Source organism: Serinicoccus kebangsaanensis, from assembly GCF_008919445.1.
GTDB classification, from domain to species: Bacteria; Actinomycetota; Actinomycetes; order Actinomycetales; family Dermatophilaceae; genus Ornithinicoccus; species Ornithinicoccus kebangsaanensis.
The window spans coordinates 42,277-60,042 of record NZ_VSLG01000008.1 but is presented as its reverse complement, the minus strand read 5'-3'; the positions used below and the strand labels follow the sequence as shown (position 1 = coordinate 60,042).

Here is a 17,766-nt window from a genome sequence, read left to right as displayed (position 1 = left end):
GCCGCCGCCGTGGCACGCTGGAGCGATGAGCGGGCGCGAGGGTGCGGGAGCGCGGCCCCGCCACGCCGTGCTCGCCTGGCCGGGGATGGAGGCGGACGGGGTGCTCTCCGCCGTGGCCTTCACCGATCCAGGCGGTGCCGGGCCGGGGTGGCACCGAGGTCTGCCCAGCGCGGGACTGACGCTCATCATCGGGACCGTCGACCCGTTCCTCGTCGGCGGCGGCACGGACGGCCCGCCCAGCACGCAGCAGTCCCTGCCCTCCCTCGTCGGCGGCCTGCAGCGGACCGGGGCGTGGACCCGGCGCCAGGGCGTGTGGGCGGGGGTCCACCTCGGCCTCGACCCGCTCGCGGGACGGCGGTTGCTCGGTATGCCCGCAGCCGAGCTCGCCCCGGGACGGCACGGGCATACGACCGTCGCCGCGGACGCCGTGCTGCCGGACGAGCTGAGCCGGCTGGCCGAGCAGCTGGCCACGAGGCCCTCGGCGACCGCCGACCTGATCGCGGGGTGGGTGCGCGGACGGCCTGCGGCGCCGTCACCGCGACCCGAGGTGGCGGCCGCGTGCCGACTCATCTGCCGCCGTGGCGGCCGGGTGCGCATCGGCGACGTGGCCCGGCACGTCCACCTCAGCCCGCGGCAGCTGCGGTCGCTGGTGCGGGCCGAGCTCGGGGTCGGCCCCAAGCACCTCGCCCGGCTGGCCCGCTTCGAGCGGGCCGCGGCCCAGGTCGGGGCCGGCGGCCGGCGCACGCTGGCCGAGGTCGCGCATGCGACCGGACATGCCGACCTCGCCCACCTCGATGCCGAGTGGCGGGACCTCGTGGGGTGCTCGCCGACGACGTGGCTGGCATCAGAGCGCCGAAACGTCCAAGCCTGAACCGGGCGGGAGCGGGCAGGATCAACATCATGAGCGAGCTGCGAGTGAGCCCGAAGCTGGTGGTCGACGGCGCCGACCGAGCCATCGCGTTTTACCGATCCGTGCTGGGGGCGAGCCTCGCCACCCGGCACGTCATGGGCGAGCAGGTGGTCTTCGCCGCGCTCGACCTGCCCGGCGGGTCGGTGCTCCAGGTGAAGGACCCCGACGACGTGGACCCGGCGCCCCCGGCGGGCGGGGGTGGCGTGATCCTCGACATCCTCACCGACGACCCGGACGGGGTCATGGCCGCGGCCGTCGAGGCGGGTGCCGAGGTGGTCTTCGAGGTCGACGACCAGCCCTACGGCTCCCGGCAGGGCCGCTTCCGCGACCCCTTCGGCCACCAGTGGATCGTGGGGACGCCCGTCACCATGGACGACGCCGAGGTGCAGGCCGCCCTGGACGACTGGGCCAGGCATACCTGAGCCACCGCGGTGGGTTCCTGCTGCCCTGGCGACACGTCGCCACCGCGGTGGGTCCGTGCTGTCGGGGCGACACCTCGCCACCGCGGTGGGTTCGTGCTGCCGGGGCGGCACCTCGCCACCGCGGTCAGGCCTGCAGCGCGGCGGCGAGCTCCTCGGGGCGGCTGAGCGCCGCCATGTGACCGCCCGGCACCACCCGCACGTCCAGACCCAGCCGCTCGCGGGCCAGGCGCCGCTGGAAGTGCACGGGGAACAGCCGGTCGTCCGCACCGGCCAGCACCTCGGTCGGCACGTCCGGCCACCCCGCCAGCGGCCACGGCTCGGCGAAGGCGGTCTCGCTCTGCCGTGCCTCGGGCCGGGCCAGCGCCTCGGCGCGCACGTCGGTCGGAAGGTCGTGGTAGAAGTGCTCCACCTCGTCGAACTCGCCGATGTCGACCTGGGAGTGACCCGAGCCCTCCCACCACTTCGAGCCGCTCTCGCCCGGTGCGGGGATCATCGCATTGAGCAGCACCAGGCGCCGCACCTCGAGGCGACCGCAGACCAGCGGCACCGACAGCCCACCCATCGAGTGAGCCACCACGGTGACCGGCCCCGGGTCGGGCCCGGCGGCGGCCACGATCACGTCGGCATACGTCTGCAGGCCCGCACTGTCGTCCGCGGCCGGGAGCTCGACCGCCACCGCGTCGTCGAGCAGGGGGACCAGCCGGTGCCAGTCCCAGGCCTGCCCGCCCGCTCCAGGCACGAGGAGATAGGTCATGTCACCATCGACCCGGGCCAGTCACCGGACTCATCGATCCCGTCGGCGGTGGTGCGCGAACGGTGCGTCACATCGGTCGTCCCCGCGACGGATGTGACACACGGTTCCTGCACCAGCATCGTCGGCGCCGACCTCAGCCGACCCAGGCACGAGCGTTGCGGAACATCCGCAGCCACGGGCTCGGGTCCTCCGGCGCGCCGGTCGTCCAGGACAGCTGCACGTTGCGCTGCACCCGCTCCGGGTGCGGCATCATCGCGGTGAACCGGCCGTCGGGGGTGGTGACCGCGGTGAGTCCGTCCGGCGAGCCGTTCGGGTTCGCCGGGTATGCCGTCGCCACCTCCCCGTGGCCGTCGACGTAGCGCATGGCCGGGTGGCTGGCGGCCGCGTCACCCTGTCGGGAGAAGTCGGCCCGGCCCTCACCGTGGGCGACGGCGATCGGCAGCAGCGACCCGGACATACCGCTGAAGAAGATCGACGGGCTGTCCAGCACCTCGACCTGGGAGAGCCGCGCCTCGTACTGCTCGCTCGCGTTGCGCACGAAGCGCGGCCAGGCCTGCGCCCCCGGGATGTGCTCGGCCAGGGCGGCGAACATCTGGCACCCGTTGCAGATGCCGAGCCCAAAGGTGTCGGGCCGGGCGAAGAAGCCGGCGAAGGCGTCGGTGAGCCGCGCGTCGAAGAGCACCGACCGGGCCCACCCCTCCCCGGCGCCGAGGGTGTCGCCGTAGGAGAAGCCGCCGGCGGCCACCAGCCCCACCACGTCAGCGGCCGCCAGGTCGAAGCGCCCGGTCTGCAGGTCGGTCATGTGCACGTCGACGGTGTCGAAGCCCGCCCGGTCGAAGGCGAAGGCGGTCTCGACGTGGCTGTTCACCCCCTGCTCGCGCAGGACCGCGACCCTCGGCCGCACCGCGCGCCCGACGTACGGCGCGCTGACGTCCTCGGCGGGGTCGAACGAGGGACGCACCACCAGGCCCGGGGCGCCTGCACCGACCCCCGCGTGCTCCTCGTCGGCGCACGCGGGGTTGTCGCGCAGCGAGGCGATCCGCCAGGACACCTCGTCCCACGCCCGGGCCAGCTCGTGCACCGGCTCGTCCAGCTCCACCCCGTCGCCGCGCACGACGACCCGCCGGTCCCCGGTCGCCGCACCCAGCCGGTGGACCGCGCCCGCCCCGAGGTGGCGCCCCAGGACCTGCTCGGCCTCCTCCACCCGGTCCGGCGCGACCCCCAGCACCACCCCCAGCTCCTCGGCGAAGAGCCCGGCGACCCCGGCGCCGTCGGGCAGCGCGACGTCGACACCGACACCCCCGGCGAAGGCCATCTCGCACACGGTCGCCCACAACCCGCCGTCGGAGCGGTCGTGATATGCCGTGACCAGCCCGGCGGCCCGCAGCTCACCCAGGGCGGCGGCGAGCGCGACCAGGCGCGCCGGGTCGTCCAGGTCCGGCACGTCGCCGCCGAAGGCGCCTCGGACCTGACCCAGGATCGAGCCGCCCAGCCGGTCCTCGCCGCCGGCCAGGTCGACGAGCAGCAGGACCTCTCCGGCGGCCAGCTGCGGGGTCCAGGTGCCGCGCACGTCCGGCAGGGACGCGAAGGCGGAGACCACCAGCGACACCGGCGAGACGACGCTCTGCTCCTGCCCGGCCCCGTCGGTCCACCGGGTCCGCATCGACAGCGAGTCCTTGCCGACCGGCACCGAGATGCCCAGTGCGGGGCACAGCTCCAGCGCGACGGCGCGGACGGTGTCGTAGAGGGCGGCGTCCTCCCCGGGCTCGCCGCAGGCGGCCATCCAGTTGCAGGAGAGCTTCACCCCGGTCAGCGTGACCGGCGCGGCGAGCAGGTTGGTGAGCGCCTCGCCGACGGCCATCCGCCCCGAGGCCGGCGCGTCCACGGCCGCGAGCGGCATCCGCTCGCCCGAGGACATCGCCTGCCCCGCCAGCCCGACGAGATCGGTGAGGGTCACCGCCACGTCGGCCACCGGCACCTGCCAGGGGCCGACCATCTGGTCCCGGTGGCTCAGGCCGCCGACGGTGCGGTCCGCGATGGTGATGAGGAAGCGCTTGGAGGCGACGCTGGGGTGGCGCAGCACGGCGTATGCCGTCTCCCGCAGGGCGTCGCCGGTGAGTTCGCCGAGCTCCAGGTCGGCACCGCGGCGCACCATCCGGCGCACGTCCCGGGTCATCCGGGGTGGCTTGCCGAGCAACACCTCCATCGGCATGTCGACGGGGTCGACCGCCCCCGGGGTCTCCGAGCGGCCCGGTTCGGCGACGGATCGGGGCCCTTCCGACGGCATAGGTGGGCCACTGGGAGCCTCGCGGTCGGCGACCACGAGGTCGGCCGCACCGGTCGCGACGCCGACGACGGCATACGGGCAGCGCTCGCGGGCGCAGATCGCGGCGAACCCGTCCAGCGACTCCGGCGCGATCGCCAGCACGTAGCGCTCCTGGCTCTCGTTGGACCAGATCTCCTTGGGCGACAGGCCGGACTCGGCCACCGGCACCTGGGAGAGGTCGAAGCGGGCGCCCAGGCCCGCGTCGTCGACGAGCTCGGGGAAGGCGTTGGACAGCCCGCCGGCGCCGACATCGTGGATCGCCAGGACCGGGTTGTCCGCACCCTGGCCCCAGCAGTGGTTGATGACCTCCTGGGCCCGACGCTCCATCTCCGGGTTGCCGCGCTGCACGGAGTCGAAGTCGAGGTCCGCGGCGTTGGTGCCGGCGGCCATCGAGCTCGCCGCACCTCCACCCATCCCGATCCGCATGCCGGGGCCGCCGAGCTGGACCAGCAGGGTGCCGGCGGGGAAGCGGACCTTCTCGGTCTGGTCGGCGCTGATCGCGCCGAGCCCGCCGGCGCTCATGATCGGCTTGTGGTAGCCGCGCCGCACCCCGTCGACGGTCTGCTCGTAGACCCGGAAGAAGCCGCCGAGGCCGGGCCGCCCGAACTCGTTGTTGAAGGCGGCCGCCCCCAGCGGCCCGTCGATCATGATGTCCAACGGGCTCGCGAGGTGGTCGGGCGTGCCGGCGGCCTCGTCGGCCTCCCACGGCTCGCGCGTGCCGGGCAGCCGCAGGTTCGACACGGCGAAGCCCGTCAGCCCGGCCTTCGGGGCGCTGCCCCGCCCCGTCGCGCCCTCGTCCCGGATCTCACCGCCGGCGCCGGTCGCCGCACCGGGGAAGGGGGAGATCGCGGTGGGGTGGTTGTGAGTCTCGACCTTCATCAGCACGTGCACGTCGTCCTCGCGCAGGGCATACCGCGCCGGGCCGGAGCCCTGACCCTCGGGCAGGAACCGCTGCGCCCGCCCGCCGGCCATGACCGACGCGTTGTCCTTGTAGGCCACGACCGTGCCCGCGCCGGCGACCTGCTCGGTGTGCCGGATCATGCCGAAGAGGCTCTGGCCCTGCACCTCGCCGTCGATGACGAAGTCGGCGTTGAAGATCTTGTGCCGGCAGTGCTCGGAGTTGGCCTGCGCGAACATCGTCAGCTCGACGTCGGTGGGGTTGCGCGTGAGCCCGGTGAACGACTCGACGAGGTAGTCGATCTCGTCCGGGGACAGGGCCAGGCCGAACCGCGCGTCCGCCTCCTCCAGGGCCTCCCGGCCGCGCCCGAGCACGTCCACCAGCTCCATCGGCTCGGCGACCCGGTCGGCGAAGAGGAGCACCGCCGCCCCGGCCACGTCGCTCAGCAGCGCGGACTCGGTCATCCGGTCGTGCAGCAGGGCCGCGCAGGCCGTCCACGCGGCCTGGTCCAGCGGTCCGTCGGCGAGCTGCAGGACATACTCCGTCACCCGCTCGACCCGCTGCACGTCCAGCCCGCAGTTGTGCAGGATGTCGGTCGCCTTGCTCGACCACGGCGAGATCGTGCCGAGGCGGGGGGACACCACGACCCGAGAGGTATGCCCGTGCTCACCCTCGTCGCCCGGCCACGGCTCGCCGTAGGTGAGGATCGCCCGGAGCGCCTCCAGCTGCTCCGTCCCCGGGTCGCGGTCGGCGGCGACGACGTGCAGGTGGCGGGCGGTGACGCCGCTGACCTGCGGCGCGACCCGCTGCAGGCGCGAGAGCAGACCGGCGGCGCGGAAGTCGGAGAGGGCGGACCCACCCGGCACGGTGGTGAGGACGTGGTCGTGGGCCATGGGGGTGCGGCTCCCGTCGTGGGTCAGCGGGCGGGGGTGAAGGTCTGCCCGGTGAGGGCCTCGTAGGCCTCGACGTAACGGGCGCGCGTGAGCTCGACGACCGACCCGGGCAGCGCGGGGGGAAGGGCGTCGCCGGCCCGGTCCCACCCGCTGTCGGGCGAGGTGAGCCAGTCGCGCAGCACCTGCTTGTCGTAGGACGTCTGGGTCCGGCCGGGCGTCCAGTCCTCGGCCCGCCAGAAGCGCGACGAGTCCGGGGTGAGCACCTCGTCCGCCAGGGTGATCTCGACCGTGTCCGGGTCGACCTGGGACCACTGCGGCTCGCCGTCGTCGCTCAGCGGGACCTGGGCCGGGTCGATGCCGAACTCCACCTTGGTGTCGGCGATGAGGATGCCGCGCCCAGCGGCGATGTTGTTGCCCCGGTCCAGGATGTCGACGGTCAGCGCCCGCAGCCGGTCGGCCAGCCGCGGCCCGACCAGCCCGACGACCTGCTCCAGGCTGATCGGCTCGTCGTGCTGCCCGACCGGCGCCTTGGTGCTCGGGGTGAAGATGGGCTCCGGCAGACGGGACCCGTCCGCCAGCCCCGGGGGGAGCGGGACGCCCGAGACGGACCCGGTCGCGGCATACTCCGCGAGGCCACCGCCGGTGAGGTAGGCCCGGGCCACGCACTCCACCGGCAGCATCGTCAGCCGCCGGACGTAGACCGCCCGGCCGACGACCTGCTCGGGCACGTCGGTCGAGAGGACGTGGTGCGGAGCGAGGCCGGCGAACTGGTCGAACCACCACAGCGAGAGCTGGGTCAGGACCGCGCCCTTGTCCGGGATCGGGGTGTCGAGGATGTGGTCGTAGGCGCTGACCCGGTCCGAGGCGACCAGCAGCAGCCGGGACTCGTCGACGGTGCCGTCGGCGTGCAGCGGGGCATACAGCTCGCGCACCTTGCCGGAGTAGAGCAGCTGGTGCTGCGGGAGCGTCATGGGCACCTCAGGACTCCTGCGTCGGGACGGCGACCTGGCCCTGCTCGGCGGCGAGGGCGATGTCGGGCCGGTGGTGGCTGCCGCGCAGGTCGATCCGGCCGGCGGCGGCGTAGGCGCGGGCGCGGGCCTGCGGCAGGTCGTCGGCGAGGCTCACGACGCTGAGCACGCGGCCGCCGGCCGAGACGAGACCGGGCGCCTCGAGATCGCCGTCGGCGTCGTCGCTCGGGCGGGTCCCCGCGTGCAGGACGTGCACCCCGTCGACCTGCTCGGCCTGCTCGATCCCGCTGATCGGGTCGCCCGTGGTCGGGCTTGCGGGGTAGTGCTCGGCGGCGATGACGACGTTGACGCTGGTGCGCGGCGACCACTCCAGGGCGGGCAGCCCGCCCAGCTCGCCCCGGGCGGCGGCGCGCAGCACGCGACCCAGCGGGGTCCGGAGCCGCGCCAGCACGGTCTGCGTCTCCGGGTCGCCGAAGCGGGCGTTGAACTCCACCACCCGCGGCCCGGTCGAGGTGAGCGCCAGGCCGACGTAGAGCACCCCGACGAAGGGCATACCGCGGACGGCCATCTCCGTGATCGTGGGCCGGGCGATGGTGTCGAGCACCTGCGGCACGAGGTCCTCGGGCGCCCAGGGGAGGGGGGAGTATGCCCCCATCCCGCCGGTGTTGGGGCCCGTGTCGCCGGCGCCGACCCGCTTGAAGTCCTGCGCTGGCTCGAGGGCGATGACGTCGTGGCCGTCGCTGAGGCAGAAGACGGAGACCTCGGGTCCGTCGAGGAAGTCCTCGACGACCACCCTGCCCTCTCCGCGGGTCAGGCACGCGGTCGCGTGCTCGACCGCCTGGTCACGGTCCGTCGTGACGACCACGCCCTTGCCCGCGGCGAGGCCGTCCTCCTTGACGACGTAGGGCGGTCCGGTGGCGTCCAGCGCGTGCTGCACCTCGTCGATCCGCGTGCACACGTGGGCCGCGGCGGTCGGGACACCGGCCGCCGCCATGACCTCCTTGGCGAAGGCCTTGCTCCCCTCGAGCGCGGCCGCCCGCGCCGAGGGGCCGAAGCACGGTATGCCCTCGTCCGCGAGGGCGTCGGCCACCCCGGCGACCAGCGGAGCCTCGGGACCCACGACGACCAGGTCGGCACCCTCGGCCCGCGCCGCCGCGGTGACGACGTCAGGGTCGGCGGGGTCGCCCGGCAGGCAGTCGGCGAGGGCGGCGATCCCCGGGTTGCCGGGCAGCGCCACCACCCGGTCGACCTCGGGGTCGAGGGCCAGGGAACGGACCAGGGCGTGCTCACGCGCACCGGAGCCGAGGACGAGGACCACCACGGGCCAGCAGCCTATCTGGCGCACGCGGAGGCCCGAGCACGCCCGTCGTCGCACGGCGCGGTTCAAGGACCGGCCACGCACCCGTCAACGGCGCTAGACTTCGGAGGCGGCTCGCGGCGACGAGCCGTGAGTCAGAGGTTGGTGGTACAGGTGTGTGCCCAGTACGACCGTCGCGCGAACCGGGATTCTTGGTTGCGGGTCAGGGGGGCCCTCGTCTTGCCGATCGCGCTCTCCCTCATGGCGTCCTCGTGCTCCACCCAGGTACCCGACGAGCAGCGGTCGCTGCAGATTCCTACGACGCCGCCAGCCACCGTGGACCGGGTGGTCGAAGCTGACTTCCCCGAGGAGGCTCAGCTTTGGCGCGGCCGATCCCTTGTCAGCGTCGACGGTGGTCCCTGGGCGAAGGTCGCTGACGTCGAGGCCGTCCTAGCGCCCGAGGACGAGGTGACGTCACTTGTCGCCGACCTCTCCGACGGGACCACCGCCCATGCTGTGACGCAGGCCGGAGTGACCATGCTGTCGACCTCGGCGGCCGGTCCGTGGATCCGGGTCGACGGGCCTGCCCTGCTGCCGTCCGGCTTCACCGAGATCGATGCCCTCGACGGGTCCGTGGCGACTGAGGAGGTCACGCTGGACGGTGTCGAATTCACCGTGACCAGGACGATCGCAGGTGGGGTGAACGGTCCCGGTGGCTACGCCGTCGTGATCGGCACCACGTGGGCGGACAGCGACGGCGTCGTACAGCACGTCGCGTCCGAGACAGTGGTCGAGGCGGAGGGGTCGACAGTCAACGCCCTGATGGTGGCTGAGTCGACGGACGAGGGGGCGGATCCGCTCGACACGATCCCGCGAGGCGGGATCCCGGTCGAAGCCGTGTTCGCGCAGCTTCCTCGTTCAACAGACTCCCATGCAGGCGCGGCGCCGGCGGAACGGGAGCAGCCGTCGACTTCCAGGCCGGGCCTCGTTCTCGCTGCGGGTACCCCCCAACCGTTGCGAGCGCAGCCCGTTGCTCGCGACTTCACCGCCGCCGCCGACGAACTGGAGGAGGTGCAAGGTGTTCGCTACGACGAGGACGGCAATCCGATCCTCGTCCTCACCGGCGGCCGCGAGGTTCCTCTGCCCAGCACGAATCTCAACGCCCCGATCGTGCCAGACCATACCGATGACCAGACTCCCTACGAAGAGATCAGTGGGAAGCCGGGGGTGCGCTGGATCATGGCCGTCAGCACACTGTTTGGTGGTCTCCGCCTGATTTTGGGCGTCGAGGCCGCCACAACTGTCACGGGGGCCTTCCTCGGTGTAGGACTGATGACACTTGGGTTGGTGCTTGCCACGACGGGCTTGGTTCTGCTGTTTGCCCTGGCCTCCTCAGAAGGTGAGCCACACCTGCGAACATTCGACGGAGTGTCGCTCAGCTTCCAGGCAGCCGGAGAGTTCGTGCTGGTGCGGCGCGAGAACTTCGAGGTGCAGGCGAGATTCCTCGGCAACCCCGGCCGGGCGACCTCCAACCAGGCGGTGGCCGTCCGGGTCGGTTCCCACACGGTGCAGACCGTGTACGACGACAGTCGCGATACGACCGAGGAAGGCATCCCCGTCCTCATCGACGGGGAGCCGACCCGGTTGGGCCGCGGGGGAGTGCGCTTCGACGACAGCGGCTTCGCACGCCTGGAGAGCGGTGGTCAGGGAAGGACGATCGTCGTCGGTTCCCCTTCGGGTGACGTCATCCGCATCGAGAACCTCAGTGTGTCCCAGAACATCGAGCTGCAGCTCCGCAACGGCCCCTCGGAAGGGTTGTTGGGCAGCCCCGACGGTGACGCCGAGAACGACCTAAGCACGCGCGACGGCGAAGTGATGTCCGTGGCCGAACTCAGGACAATCGATGGCTTGTACGGGCGGTTCGGGGGGTCATGGCGAGTGACACCAGAGGAGCGGCTGTTCGCCGACGGCGACGCCAGCGACTATCTCACGGACGAGTTCACCGCTCTGCCTGGACAACTCGCATCGCTCAGTGACTTCCCTCCGGAAGCACGCGAAGCCGCTGAGAAGGCGTGCATCGACTCAGGCGTCGCCCCCGGCCCCTTGCTCGAATCCTGTACCTACGACATGCTTGCCGACCCCGACGAGGACTGGGCGGACCAGGCCACGAACTCGGCGACCGGGGGCGTCGTCAATGGGACCGAGCCCATCCCGTCGGAACTGCAGACCGAGTCGACTGGTGGCGTCGACGATCAGTTGCTGGACGCCGCGAGTGGCTGTGAGGCGGACGTCGTCCGCGACTTCATCGGGGAGGATCCACGGTTGGTCCAGGCCCGCGATGACGACGGCAGGACCGCGCTGTGGGTCGCGACCCGTTCCGGCTGCACCGAAGTGGTCGGTATCCTGCTCGGCGTAGGGGCGCCCGTGATGGCGACCCTAAACGACGACGCGATTCATCCGCTCTACACCGCGGCCAGGCTGGGCCACGACGACATCGTCGGACAACTCCTCGACGCTGGTGCTCGGGTCGACAGACCCATCGCTGACGGGGCAACGGCGCTGTGGGCGGCGTCCCTCAACGGCCAAACTGAGACCGTCGCCCGACTCATCCGTGCAGGAGCGAACGCGAACACCGTCAGATTCTCCGACGGCACCACCGCGCTGCTCGCCGCCGCGAACCGCGGCAACAATGATGTCGTGAAGCTACTTCTCGACGTCGGTGCCGACATCGACCGCGCTGATGATGATGGAGCATCACCCCTGTTCGCGGCCGCCGCCAACGAACACGAGGACACCCTGATCTTGCTGCTGGCCGAGGGAGCCGACCCCGACGGGTCACCCAGCTCGCGATCCCCTCTCCACGAGGCTGCGCTCCGGGGCCAGGACGACTCCGTCGAGGCGATCGTGGGAGCCGGCGCTGACTTGGACCCCATTGACGTGGACGGATCCCGACCTCTGCACTTCGCGGCCCAGCGCTGTCATGAGAGCACCACCGACCTGCTGCTGGACGCCGGCGCTGACGAGCAGGCCACAGACGACGGGGGCGTCACACCCCTGCACTTCGCCGCCCAGGCCGGTTGCCTCGGGGTCGTCCAGAGCCTTGTCGAAGCAGGGGCGGTCACGAACGCCGCTGATGATCGAGGCAACGTGCCGGCGGACTACGCCGACGACCCGACGATCAGGGAGATCCTCGGCACGTCCTAGTCGGGTGACGCACCGAGGTGGCGTGGCGCACGGCGGCCGGCCGTGGCCAAGCACTTCGCAGACGAGCGGTGACGTCGGGTCACGCATTGGTAGCCTGATCCGCATGTCCCGGCCGACCCCCCGCTGCCACGGCAGCGTCGGTGCGTCCAGGGCGGCCCTGCGATGAGCCTGCTGTGGACGCTGGTCATCTCGGCGGTGACCGTCGTCGCGACCTTCCCGCTCACCAAGCTGCTGGGTCGGCACGCCGGGTGGCCGATCGCCGCGCTCTACCTCGCGGCGGCGGCGGCATACTGGCCGGCCGCGCGCGAGGTCATGCACCACGGGACGGTCGAGTGGTCGATGCCCTGGGTGCCCACCCTCGGGCTGGAGCTGTCGCTGCGCGCCGACGGGCTGGGGACGGTCTTCACCTTCATCGCGCTCGTCATCGGCGCGGTCGTGCTCGCCTACTCCACGGCATACCTCAAGCCGGGTCGCAACCTCACCTTCTACTTCTACATGGCGATGTTCACCGTCTCCATGGTGGGGCTGGTGCTCGCGGACGACCTGATCCTGCTCTTCCTGTGCTGGGAGCTCACCTCGCTCGCCAGCTTCTTCCTCATCGCGCGCTCGGGGTATGCCGGTGAGGCCGCGTCGATGCGGACGCTGCTCATCACCTTCCTCGGCGGGCTGGGGCTGCTGGCCGCGGTGACCGCGATGGTCGTGCGCACCGGGACGACCACCCTGTCCGAGGCGCTGGCGCACGAGGTGTGGGACACCAGCCCGGGCTTCACGGCGACGATCGCCCTGCTGGTGATCCTGGCCGCCTTCACCAAGTCGGCCCAGTTCCCCTTCCACGTGTGGCTGCCGGACGCCATGGCGGCCGCCACGCCGGTGAGCGCCTACCTGCACGCCGCCGCGGTGGTCAAGGCCGGCATCTTCCTGCTGATGCGCTTCTCGCCCGCCTTCCACGACGTGCCGGTGTGGAACGTCCTGCTCATCTCCACCGGCCTGGTCACCTGCGCCATCGGTGGCTGGTTCGCGCTGCAGAAGACCGACCTGAAGAAGCTCATGGCCTACTCCACGGTCAGCCAGCTCGGGCTCATCGTGGCCACGATCGGTGTCGGCACGGAGTATGCGCTCGCCGCCGCGATCCTGCACGTCATCGCGCACGCGCTGTTCAAGTCCGGGTTGTTCATGATGGTCGGCGTCGTCGACCACGCGGCCGGGACCCGGGACGTGCGCCGGCTGCCGGTGCTCTCCAGCGCCATGCCGATCGCCTTCTGGGTCACCGTGCTCGGCTGCGCGTCGATGGCCGGCGTCCCGCCCATGCTGGGCTTCGTCTCCAAGGAGAGCATCCTCACCGCCATGCACGAGGCGCCCGGCGGCCCGGTCGCGGCCTGGGCGGCCTTCCTCGGTGTCGCCCTGACCGCGGTGCTCACCTTCGCCTACTGCGCCAAGATCGTCTTCAACGGCTTCTTCGACGGCCGCGGACAGGCGAAGTGGCCCGAGGACCGCCCGCTGCACACGACGCCGTGGGCGCTGGGCACCTTCGCCGCGCTGCCGATCGTCGTCGGGCTGCCGCTGGCCTTCGTCGTGGGCATCCTGGACACCCCGGTGGGTCGCGCCGCAGCCGCCATGCTGCCGGCGGACGCCGAGGAGCCGCACCCGCACCTGGCGCTGTGGCACGGGATCAACCTCGAGCTGCTCACCTCGCTGGCGATCATCGTCGTCGGCGTCTTCGTCATCCTGCGCCGCCGCTTCTTCTTCCCGGCCCGCGAGCACGACACCTTCTCCTTCGACGGCGCCGACGTCATCCGGGTCATCAACGACACCGCTGCCGACGTCGGGAAGTCGTTGGCCATGCTGGTCCGTGCGGACAACCCCACCCGCCACGTGGCGGTGCAGTTCCTGGCCCTCGGCGCCCTCGTCCTCGGCGGTGTGGGCGTCCTGGTCGCGGGCGACCACCTGCTCCCCGTGCAGGAGGGCCTGATCAGCCCGATCGACATCGTGGTCCTGGTCATCATCGCCATCGCCGTCGCCGTGCTGTGCCGGGCCAACTCCCGCCTGGCCGCCGTGGTCGCGCTGTCCACCGTCGGTGCCGCCGTGACGGTGCAGATCTTCGCGCTCGGCGCTCCCGACGTCGGCATGACCCAGCTGCTCGTCGAAGCGCTGACCGTCCTGATGATCATGCTCGTCCTGCAGCGGCTGCCGCAGGTCTTCGGCCGCGCACCCCGGTGGGGCAACAAGGCCGCGCTGCTGCTCGCGGTCGTCGGTGGCCTGTCCGCCGGCCTGGCCACCTGGGCCCTGACCGGCCGCCGGGACCGCAGCGAGATCGCGATCTGGTATCTCGAGGAAGGCCCCGTCGAAACCAGCGGCGACAACGTCGTCAACACGATCCTCGTGGAGTTCCGTGCGCTGGACACCTTCGGCGAGCTGACCGTCCTCGGCATGGCAGCCGTCGCGATGGTCGCCATCGTCTCCACCGTCCGCGACAAGTACCTCGACCCGCCACCCGAGGCCGACCGCAACTACGTGCCGCCGCCGGAGGTGCCGCTGCGGGAGCGCGGGTCGACGGCATACCGCGCCGTCACCGAGGCCTGGGGCAACGCCGTGCCGATGCAGCTGCTGGTGCGCGTCACGGCGCCGCTGCTCGCCATCATCTCGGCCATCCTCTTCCTGCGCGGCCACAACTCCCCGGGAGGCGGCTTCATCGCCGCCCTGGTGGGGTCCTCGATCGTCGCGCTCATCTACCTCGCGACCTCGCGCGACCGGATGGTGGGGCCGCCCCGGCTCCCGCTGCGGCTGGTCGCCCTGGGCGTGCTCATCGCGGTCGGCACCGGCATCTGGGGCATGATCGGCCACGTCTCCTTCCTCGAGCCGCTGCACGGCTACCTCTTCGACATCCACCTGACCACCTCGATGGTCTTCGACCTCGGCGTCTACCTCGCCGTCCTGGGGCTGGTCATGGAGGCCTTCAACCTGCTCGGTGCCACCGGGGGCGAGAGCACCCGCGAGCGCGCCGACGAGGCGGTCGAGGGCGAGATCAGCGGCCCGATGGACACCTCCCGCGGCGAGCGGTATGCCGAGACCCGACTGGGGATCCCCGGGCGCGGGTCCACCTACCTGCAGCAGGACCTGCCGCCGCGCAAGGGAGGGGACCGCGAATGATCCTGCCCATCACCATCGGCGTCCTCACGGCGGGGGCGATCTACCTCATGCTCCAGCGGGGCATGGTCCGGATCATCTTCGGCCTGGCCCTGCTGGCGCACGCCGCCAACCTGCTCATCCTGTCCGCGGGGGTGACCGCCTGGCGTGGTGAGCCGCTGCCCAGCCGCACCGGCGTGGAGGACGCCGGCGACCCGCTGCCGCAGGCCTTCGTCCTGACCGCGATCGTCATCGCGCTCGCCGTCACCGTGCTCATGCTCGCCATGGCCGTGATCGGGCACAACGACGACACCAAGCGGATGCCCGAGACCGGGGAGACGCACCGCCGATGATCATGACCGCAGCCCTGCTCCCGCTGCTGGCCGCGATCCCGATCGCGGCGGCCGCCGCCACCGTGCTGTGGCGCAACCTGGTGTGGCAGCGTGCCTGGCTCCTGGGCATACCCGTGCTCACCGGTGCCGCCGGGCTGGACCTGCTGCTGCAGCACCGCGAGACGCCCGTGCTCGCCGACAACGTCGGTGCCTTCGTGCCGGGCGTCGCGATCCCGTTCGTGTCGGACACGTTCAGCGCGCTGATGATCCTGGTGACCTCGTTCACCGTGCTCATGTGCCTGGTCTTCATGACCATCACGGGGGAGAACCGCTACCGCCTGGTGACGCCGCTGGTGCTCATGCTGCTCGGTGGCGTGAACGGCGCCTTCCTCACCGGGGACCTGTTCAACCTGTTCGTCTTCGTCGAGGTCATGCTGCTGCCCAGCTACGCCCTCATCGCGGTGACCGGCACCTGGCGCCGGCTCGGGGTGGGGCGCACCTTCGTCGTGGTGAACCTGCTCACCAGCACCATCCTGCTCATCGGCGTGGGCCTGGTCTACGCCACCGCAGAGACGGTGAACCTGGCGCTGCTCGTGGGCGCCGGCACGGACCCGCGCACCATGCTCAGCTCGGGCGTGGTGCTGCTGGCGCTGTCGATCAAGGCGGCCGTGGTCCCCATGCACACGTGGCTGCCGCGCAGCTACCCCGCCACCTCGGCCGCCGTGATGGGGCTCTTCTCGGCGCTGCACACCAAGGTCGCGCTGTATGCCCTCTACCGCATCACGTCGACGCTCTACGAGGGGCAGCCGCCGTGGATCATGGTGCTGGCCGTGCTCGTCGGGCTGTCCCTCGTCGTCGGGTCCTACAGCACCTTCGGCGAGCGGGTGATGCGCCGGGCGCTGTCCTGGCAGATGGTCGCCGGGGTCGGGCACATCCTGCTCGGGCTGCTGCTGTTCACGCAGTTCTCGCTGGCGGCGGGCATCTTCTACATGATCCACCACATCATCACGATGGGGGCGCTCATCCTGGGTGCCGGGGCGATAGAGCAGACCTACGGCTCCGGGCGCTACGAGCGGTTGTCCGGCATCATCCGGCGGGACCGGATCCTGACGATCGGGTATGCCCTCGCGCTGATGTCGCTCATCGGGCTGCCCCCGAGCTCGGGTTTCTTCGGCAAGGTCGGGCTGGTGCAGGCGGCGGCCCAGGCCGGGGGAGCCTGGCAGGCCGTCTTCATCACCCTCATCTGCGTCGGGGCGCTGGGCTCGCTGGTGGCCATGCAGCGGCTGTGGGTGGGCGTGTTCTGGGGCCCGGACATGGAGGACTACCTCCCTGACTCGCCGGAGACCGGGCGCGGCGCCAAGACGACGCTCACCGACGACGTCCGGGTGACCCCCCGGCTGATGGCACCGATGGCCGTGCTCGTGGTCACCCAGCTGACGATGTTCGTGCTGGCCGGCCCGATCATGGAGGTCACCTCCCGCGCGGCCGCCGGGCTGGTGGACCTCGCGCCCTACGTCGAGGCGGTGATCGGCTGATGCTCAACCCCGTGCGCACCGTCGTCTACGGCGGGTGGTTGGCCGCCGAGGTCGTCCGTGGGGCGCTCCGCATCGGCGCCGACGTGGTGACACCCGGGCTGCGGATGTCCCCGGCCATCGTCGCGCTGCCGCTGCACTGCGAGACGGACCTGGAGATCAGCACCATGGCGTCCTCGATCACCATCACGCCAGGCACGATCACCGTCGGCATCGCCCCCCGCACCGGTGAGTCGCCGCCGACGCTCTACGTCCACGCCCTCTACGGGCAGGACCGGGACGAGGTCGTCGCCGACCTGCGCGACATGGAGCGACGGCTGCTGGTGATGACCCGCGGCCGGCAGCGCAGCGACCGTGCGATGGAGGTGGAGCCGTCATGAGCGTCATCGTGTGGACCACCGTCGCGATCCTGCTGCTCGCCGCGGTGCTCGGGCTGGTCCGGGTCATGACCGCCCGGGACGACGCGTCGGTGGCTGCGGTCAGCGACCTCGTCTACTTCTGCGCGGTCGGGATCTTCCTCATGATCGGGATGGCGGCGGAGTCCATCGTGCTGCTGGACGTCGCGTCCCTGGCGGCCCTCGTGGGCATCCTCGCCACCGTCTCGCTCGCGCGCATCCTCACCAGGGGGCGCCGATGAGCATCGTGCTGACCCTCGTCATCGGCGTGCTGTGCATCGGCGGTGCGCTCTTCGTGCTGACCAGCGCCTGGGCCATGCTGCGCGCCCGCGACGGCCTGTCCCGGATCAACGTGCTCTCGGGCGCGACCGGCATGGGTGTCCCGTGGATGGTCACCGGGGTCTACGTGCACCACGTCTGGGTGCACGGCTTCGACGTGGTCGACCTGATCAAGCTGTTCGTGGCGATCGCCGGCTTCATCATCATGAGCTCGGTCGCCTCCAACGCGCTGGGTCGCGCGGCATACCGCTCGGGTGCGCAGCTGGACCCGGCGACCGACCCGAACGACCTCGCCTGACCCCACCGGGCGTCGCCTGTGGTCGTCCCTGACCCCACCGAGCGTCGCGTGTGGTTGCTCTTGAGCCCACCGAGCGTCGCGTGTGGTTGTCCCTGAGGCGACCGGGCGTCGCGTGTGGTTGTCCCTGAGGCGACC

General features: G+C 71.8%; 13 protein-coding genes. 9 read left to right on the top strand and 4 right to left on the bottom strand.

The genetic code is table 11. The annotated features are described in order from the left end of the window. Positions 1–25 precede the first annotated feature (25 nt). A complete protein-coding gene (locus FXF60_RS09930) occupies positions 26–871 on the top strand; it encodes a helix-turn-helix domain-containing protein (RefSeq protein ID WP_151525818.1) in 846 nt (281 codons plus the stop codon). A 29-nt stretch (positions 872–900) separates the two neighbouring features. After that, positions 901–1,332 carry a VOC family protein gene (locus tag FXF60_RS09925; protein WP_151525817.1) on the top strand — a complete coding sequence of 144 codons (432 nt, stop codon included), beginning with the start codon at positions 901–903 and terminating at the stop codon, positions 1,330–1,332. 124 nt (positions 1,333–1,456) lie between these two features. On the opposite strand, the gene FXF60_RS09920 is transcribed toward FXF60_RS09925, so the two are convergent. The 4 genes from FXF60_RS09920 to purD form a co-directional block, all read right to left on the bottom strand. Next, on the bottom strand, positions 1,457–2,086 hold the full coding sequence (locus FXF60_RS09920) for an alpha/beta fold hydrolase (RefSeq protein WP_151525816.1): 630 nt from the start codon (positions 2,084–2,086) through the stop codon (positions 1,457–1,459). 133 nt (positions 2,087–2,219) lie between these two features. Next, positions 2,220–6,203: a phosphoribosylformylglycinamidine synthase gene (gene purL, locus FXF60_RS09915; protein ID WP_151525815.1), complete on the bottom strand. Its 3,984-nt coding sequence runs from the start codon at positions 6,201–6,203 to the stop codon at positions 2,220–2,222. A 23-nt stretch (positions 6,204–6,226) separates the two neighbouring features. Continuing rightward, complete coding sequence (locus tag FXF60_RS09910; protein ID WP_151525902.1) at positions 6,227–7,174, bottom strand: phosphoribosylaminoimidazolesuccinocarboxamide synthase; 948 nt, start codon at positions 7,172–7,174, stop codon at positions 6,227–6,229. Between the two features lie 7 nt (positions 7,175–7,181). Then, on the bottom strand, positions 7,182–8,492 hold the full coding sequence (gene purD / locus FXF60_RS09905) for a phosphoribosylamine--glycine ligase (protein ID WP_151525814.1): 1,311 nt from the start codon (positions 8,490–8,492) through the stop codon (positions 7,182–7,184). A 321-nt stretch (positions 8,493–8,813) separates the two neighbouring features. Between purD and FXF60_RS09900 the strand changes: the two genes are divergently transcribed. The 7 genes from FXF60_RS09900 to FXF60_RS09870 all read left to right on the top strand — a co-directional run bounded on the left by FXF60_RS09900 (position 8,814) and on the right by FXF60_RS09870 (position 17,631). Beyond that, positions 8,814–11,672: an ankyrin repeat domain-containing protein gene (locus FXF60_RS09900; protein WP_192796683.1), complete on the top strand. Its 2,859-nt coding sequence runs from the start codon at positions 8,814–8,816 to the stop codon at positions 11,670–11,672. Between the two features lie 162 nt (positions 11,673–11,834). Continuing rightward, positions 11,835–14,819: a DUF4040 family protein gene (locus FXF60_RS09895; protein WP_151525812.1), complete on the top strand. Its 2,985-nt coding sequence runs from the start codon at positions 11,835–11,837 to the stop codon at positions 14,817–14,819. Beyond that, the gene (locus FXF60_RS09890) at positions 14,816–15,148 is read left to right on the top strand and encodes a cation:proton antiporter subunit C (protein ID WP_151525811.1); all 333 of its coding nucleotides are present in this window, start codon (positions 14,816–14,818) and stop codon (positions 15,146–15,148) included. Before FXF60_RS09895 ends, FXF60_RS09890 begins: the two co-directional genes overlap by 4 nt. Next, positions 15,145–16,662, top strand: coding sequence for a monovalent cation/H+ antiporter subunit D family protein (locus FXF60_RS09885; RefSeq protein WP_367889963.1), 1,518 nt, complete (start codon positions 15,145–15,147; stop codon positions 16,660–16,662). The genes FXF60_RS09890 and FXF60_RS09885 overlap by 4 nt, the downstream gene beginning before the upstream one ends. Next, positions 16,662–17,039: a Na+/H+ antiporter subunit E gene (locus FXF60_RS09880; RefSeq protein WP_151525810.1), complete on the top strand. Its 378-nt coding sequence runs from the start codon at positions 16,662–16,664 to the stop codon at positions 17,037–17,039. Before FXF60_RS09885 ends, FXF60_RS09880 begins: the two co-directional genes overlap by 1 nt. Continuing rightward, entirely contained in the window at positions 17,036–17,296 is a 261-nt protein-coding gene (locus tag FXF60_RS09875) for a monovalent cation/H+ antiporter complex subunit F (RefSeq protein ID WP_151525809.1), read from the top strand. Before FXF60_RS09880 ends, FXF60_RS09875 begins: the two co-directional genes overlap by 4 nt. Next, a complete protein-coding gene (locus tag FXF60_RS09870; RefSeq protein ID WP_151525808.1) occupies positions 17,293–17,631 on the top strand; it encodes a cation:proton antiporter in 339 nt (112 codons plus the stop codon). Before FXF60_RS09875 ends, FXF60_RS09870 begins: the two co-directional genes overlap by 4 nt. Positions 17,632–17,766 lie beyond the last annotated feature (135 nt).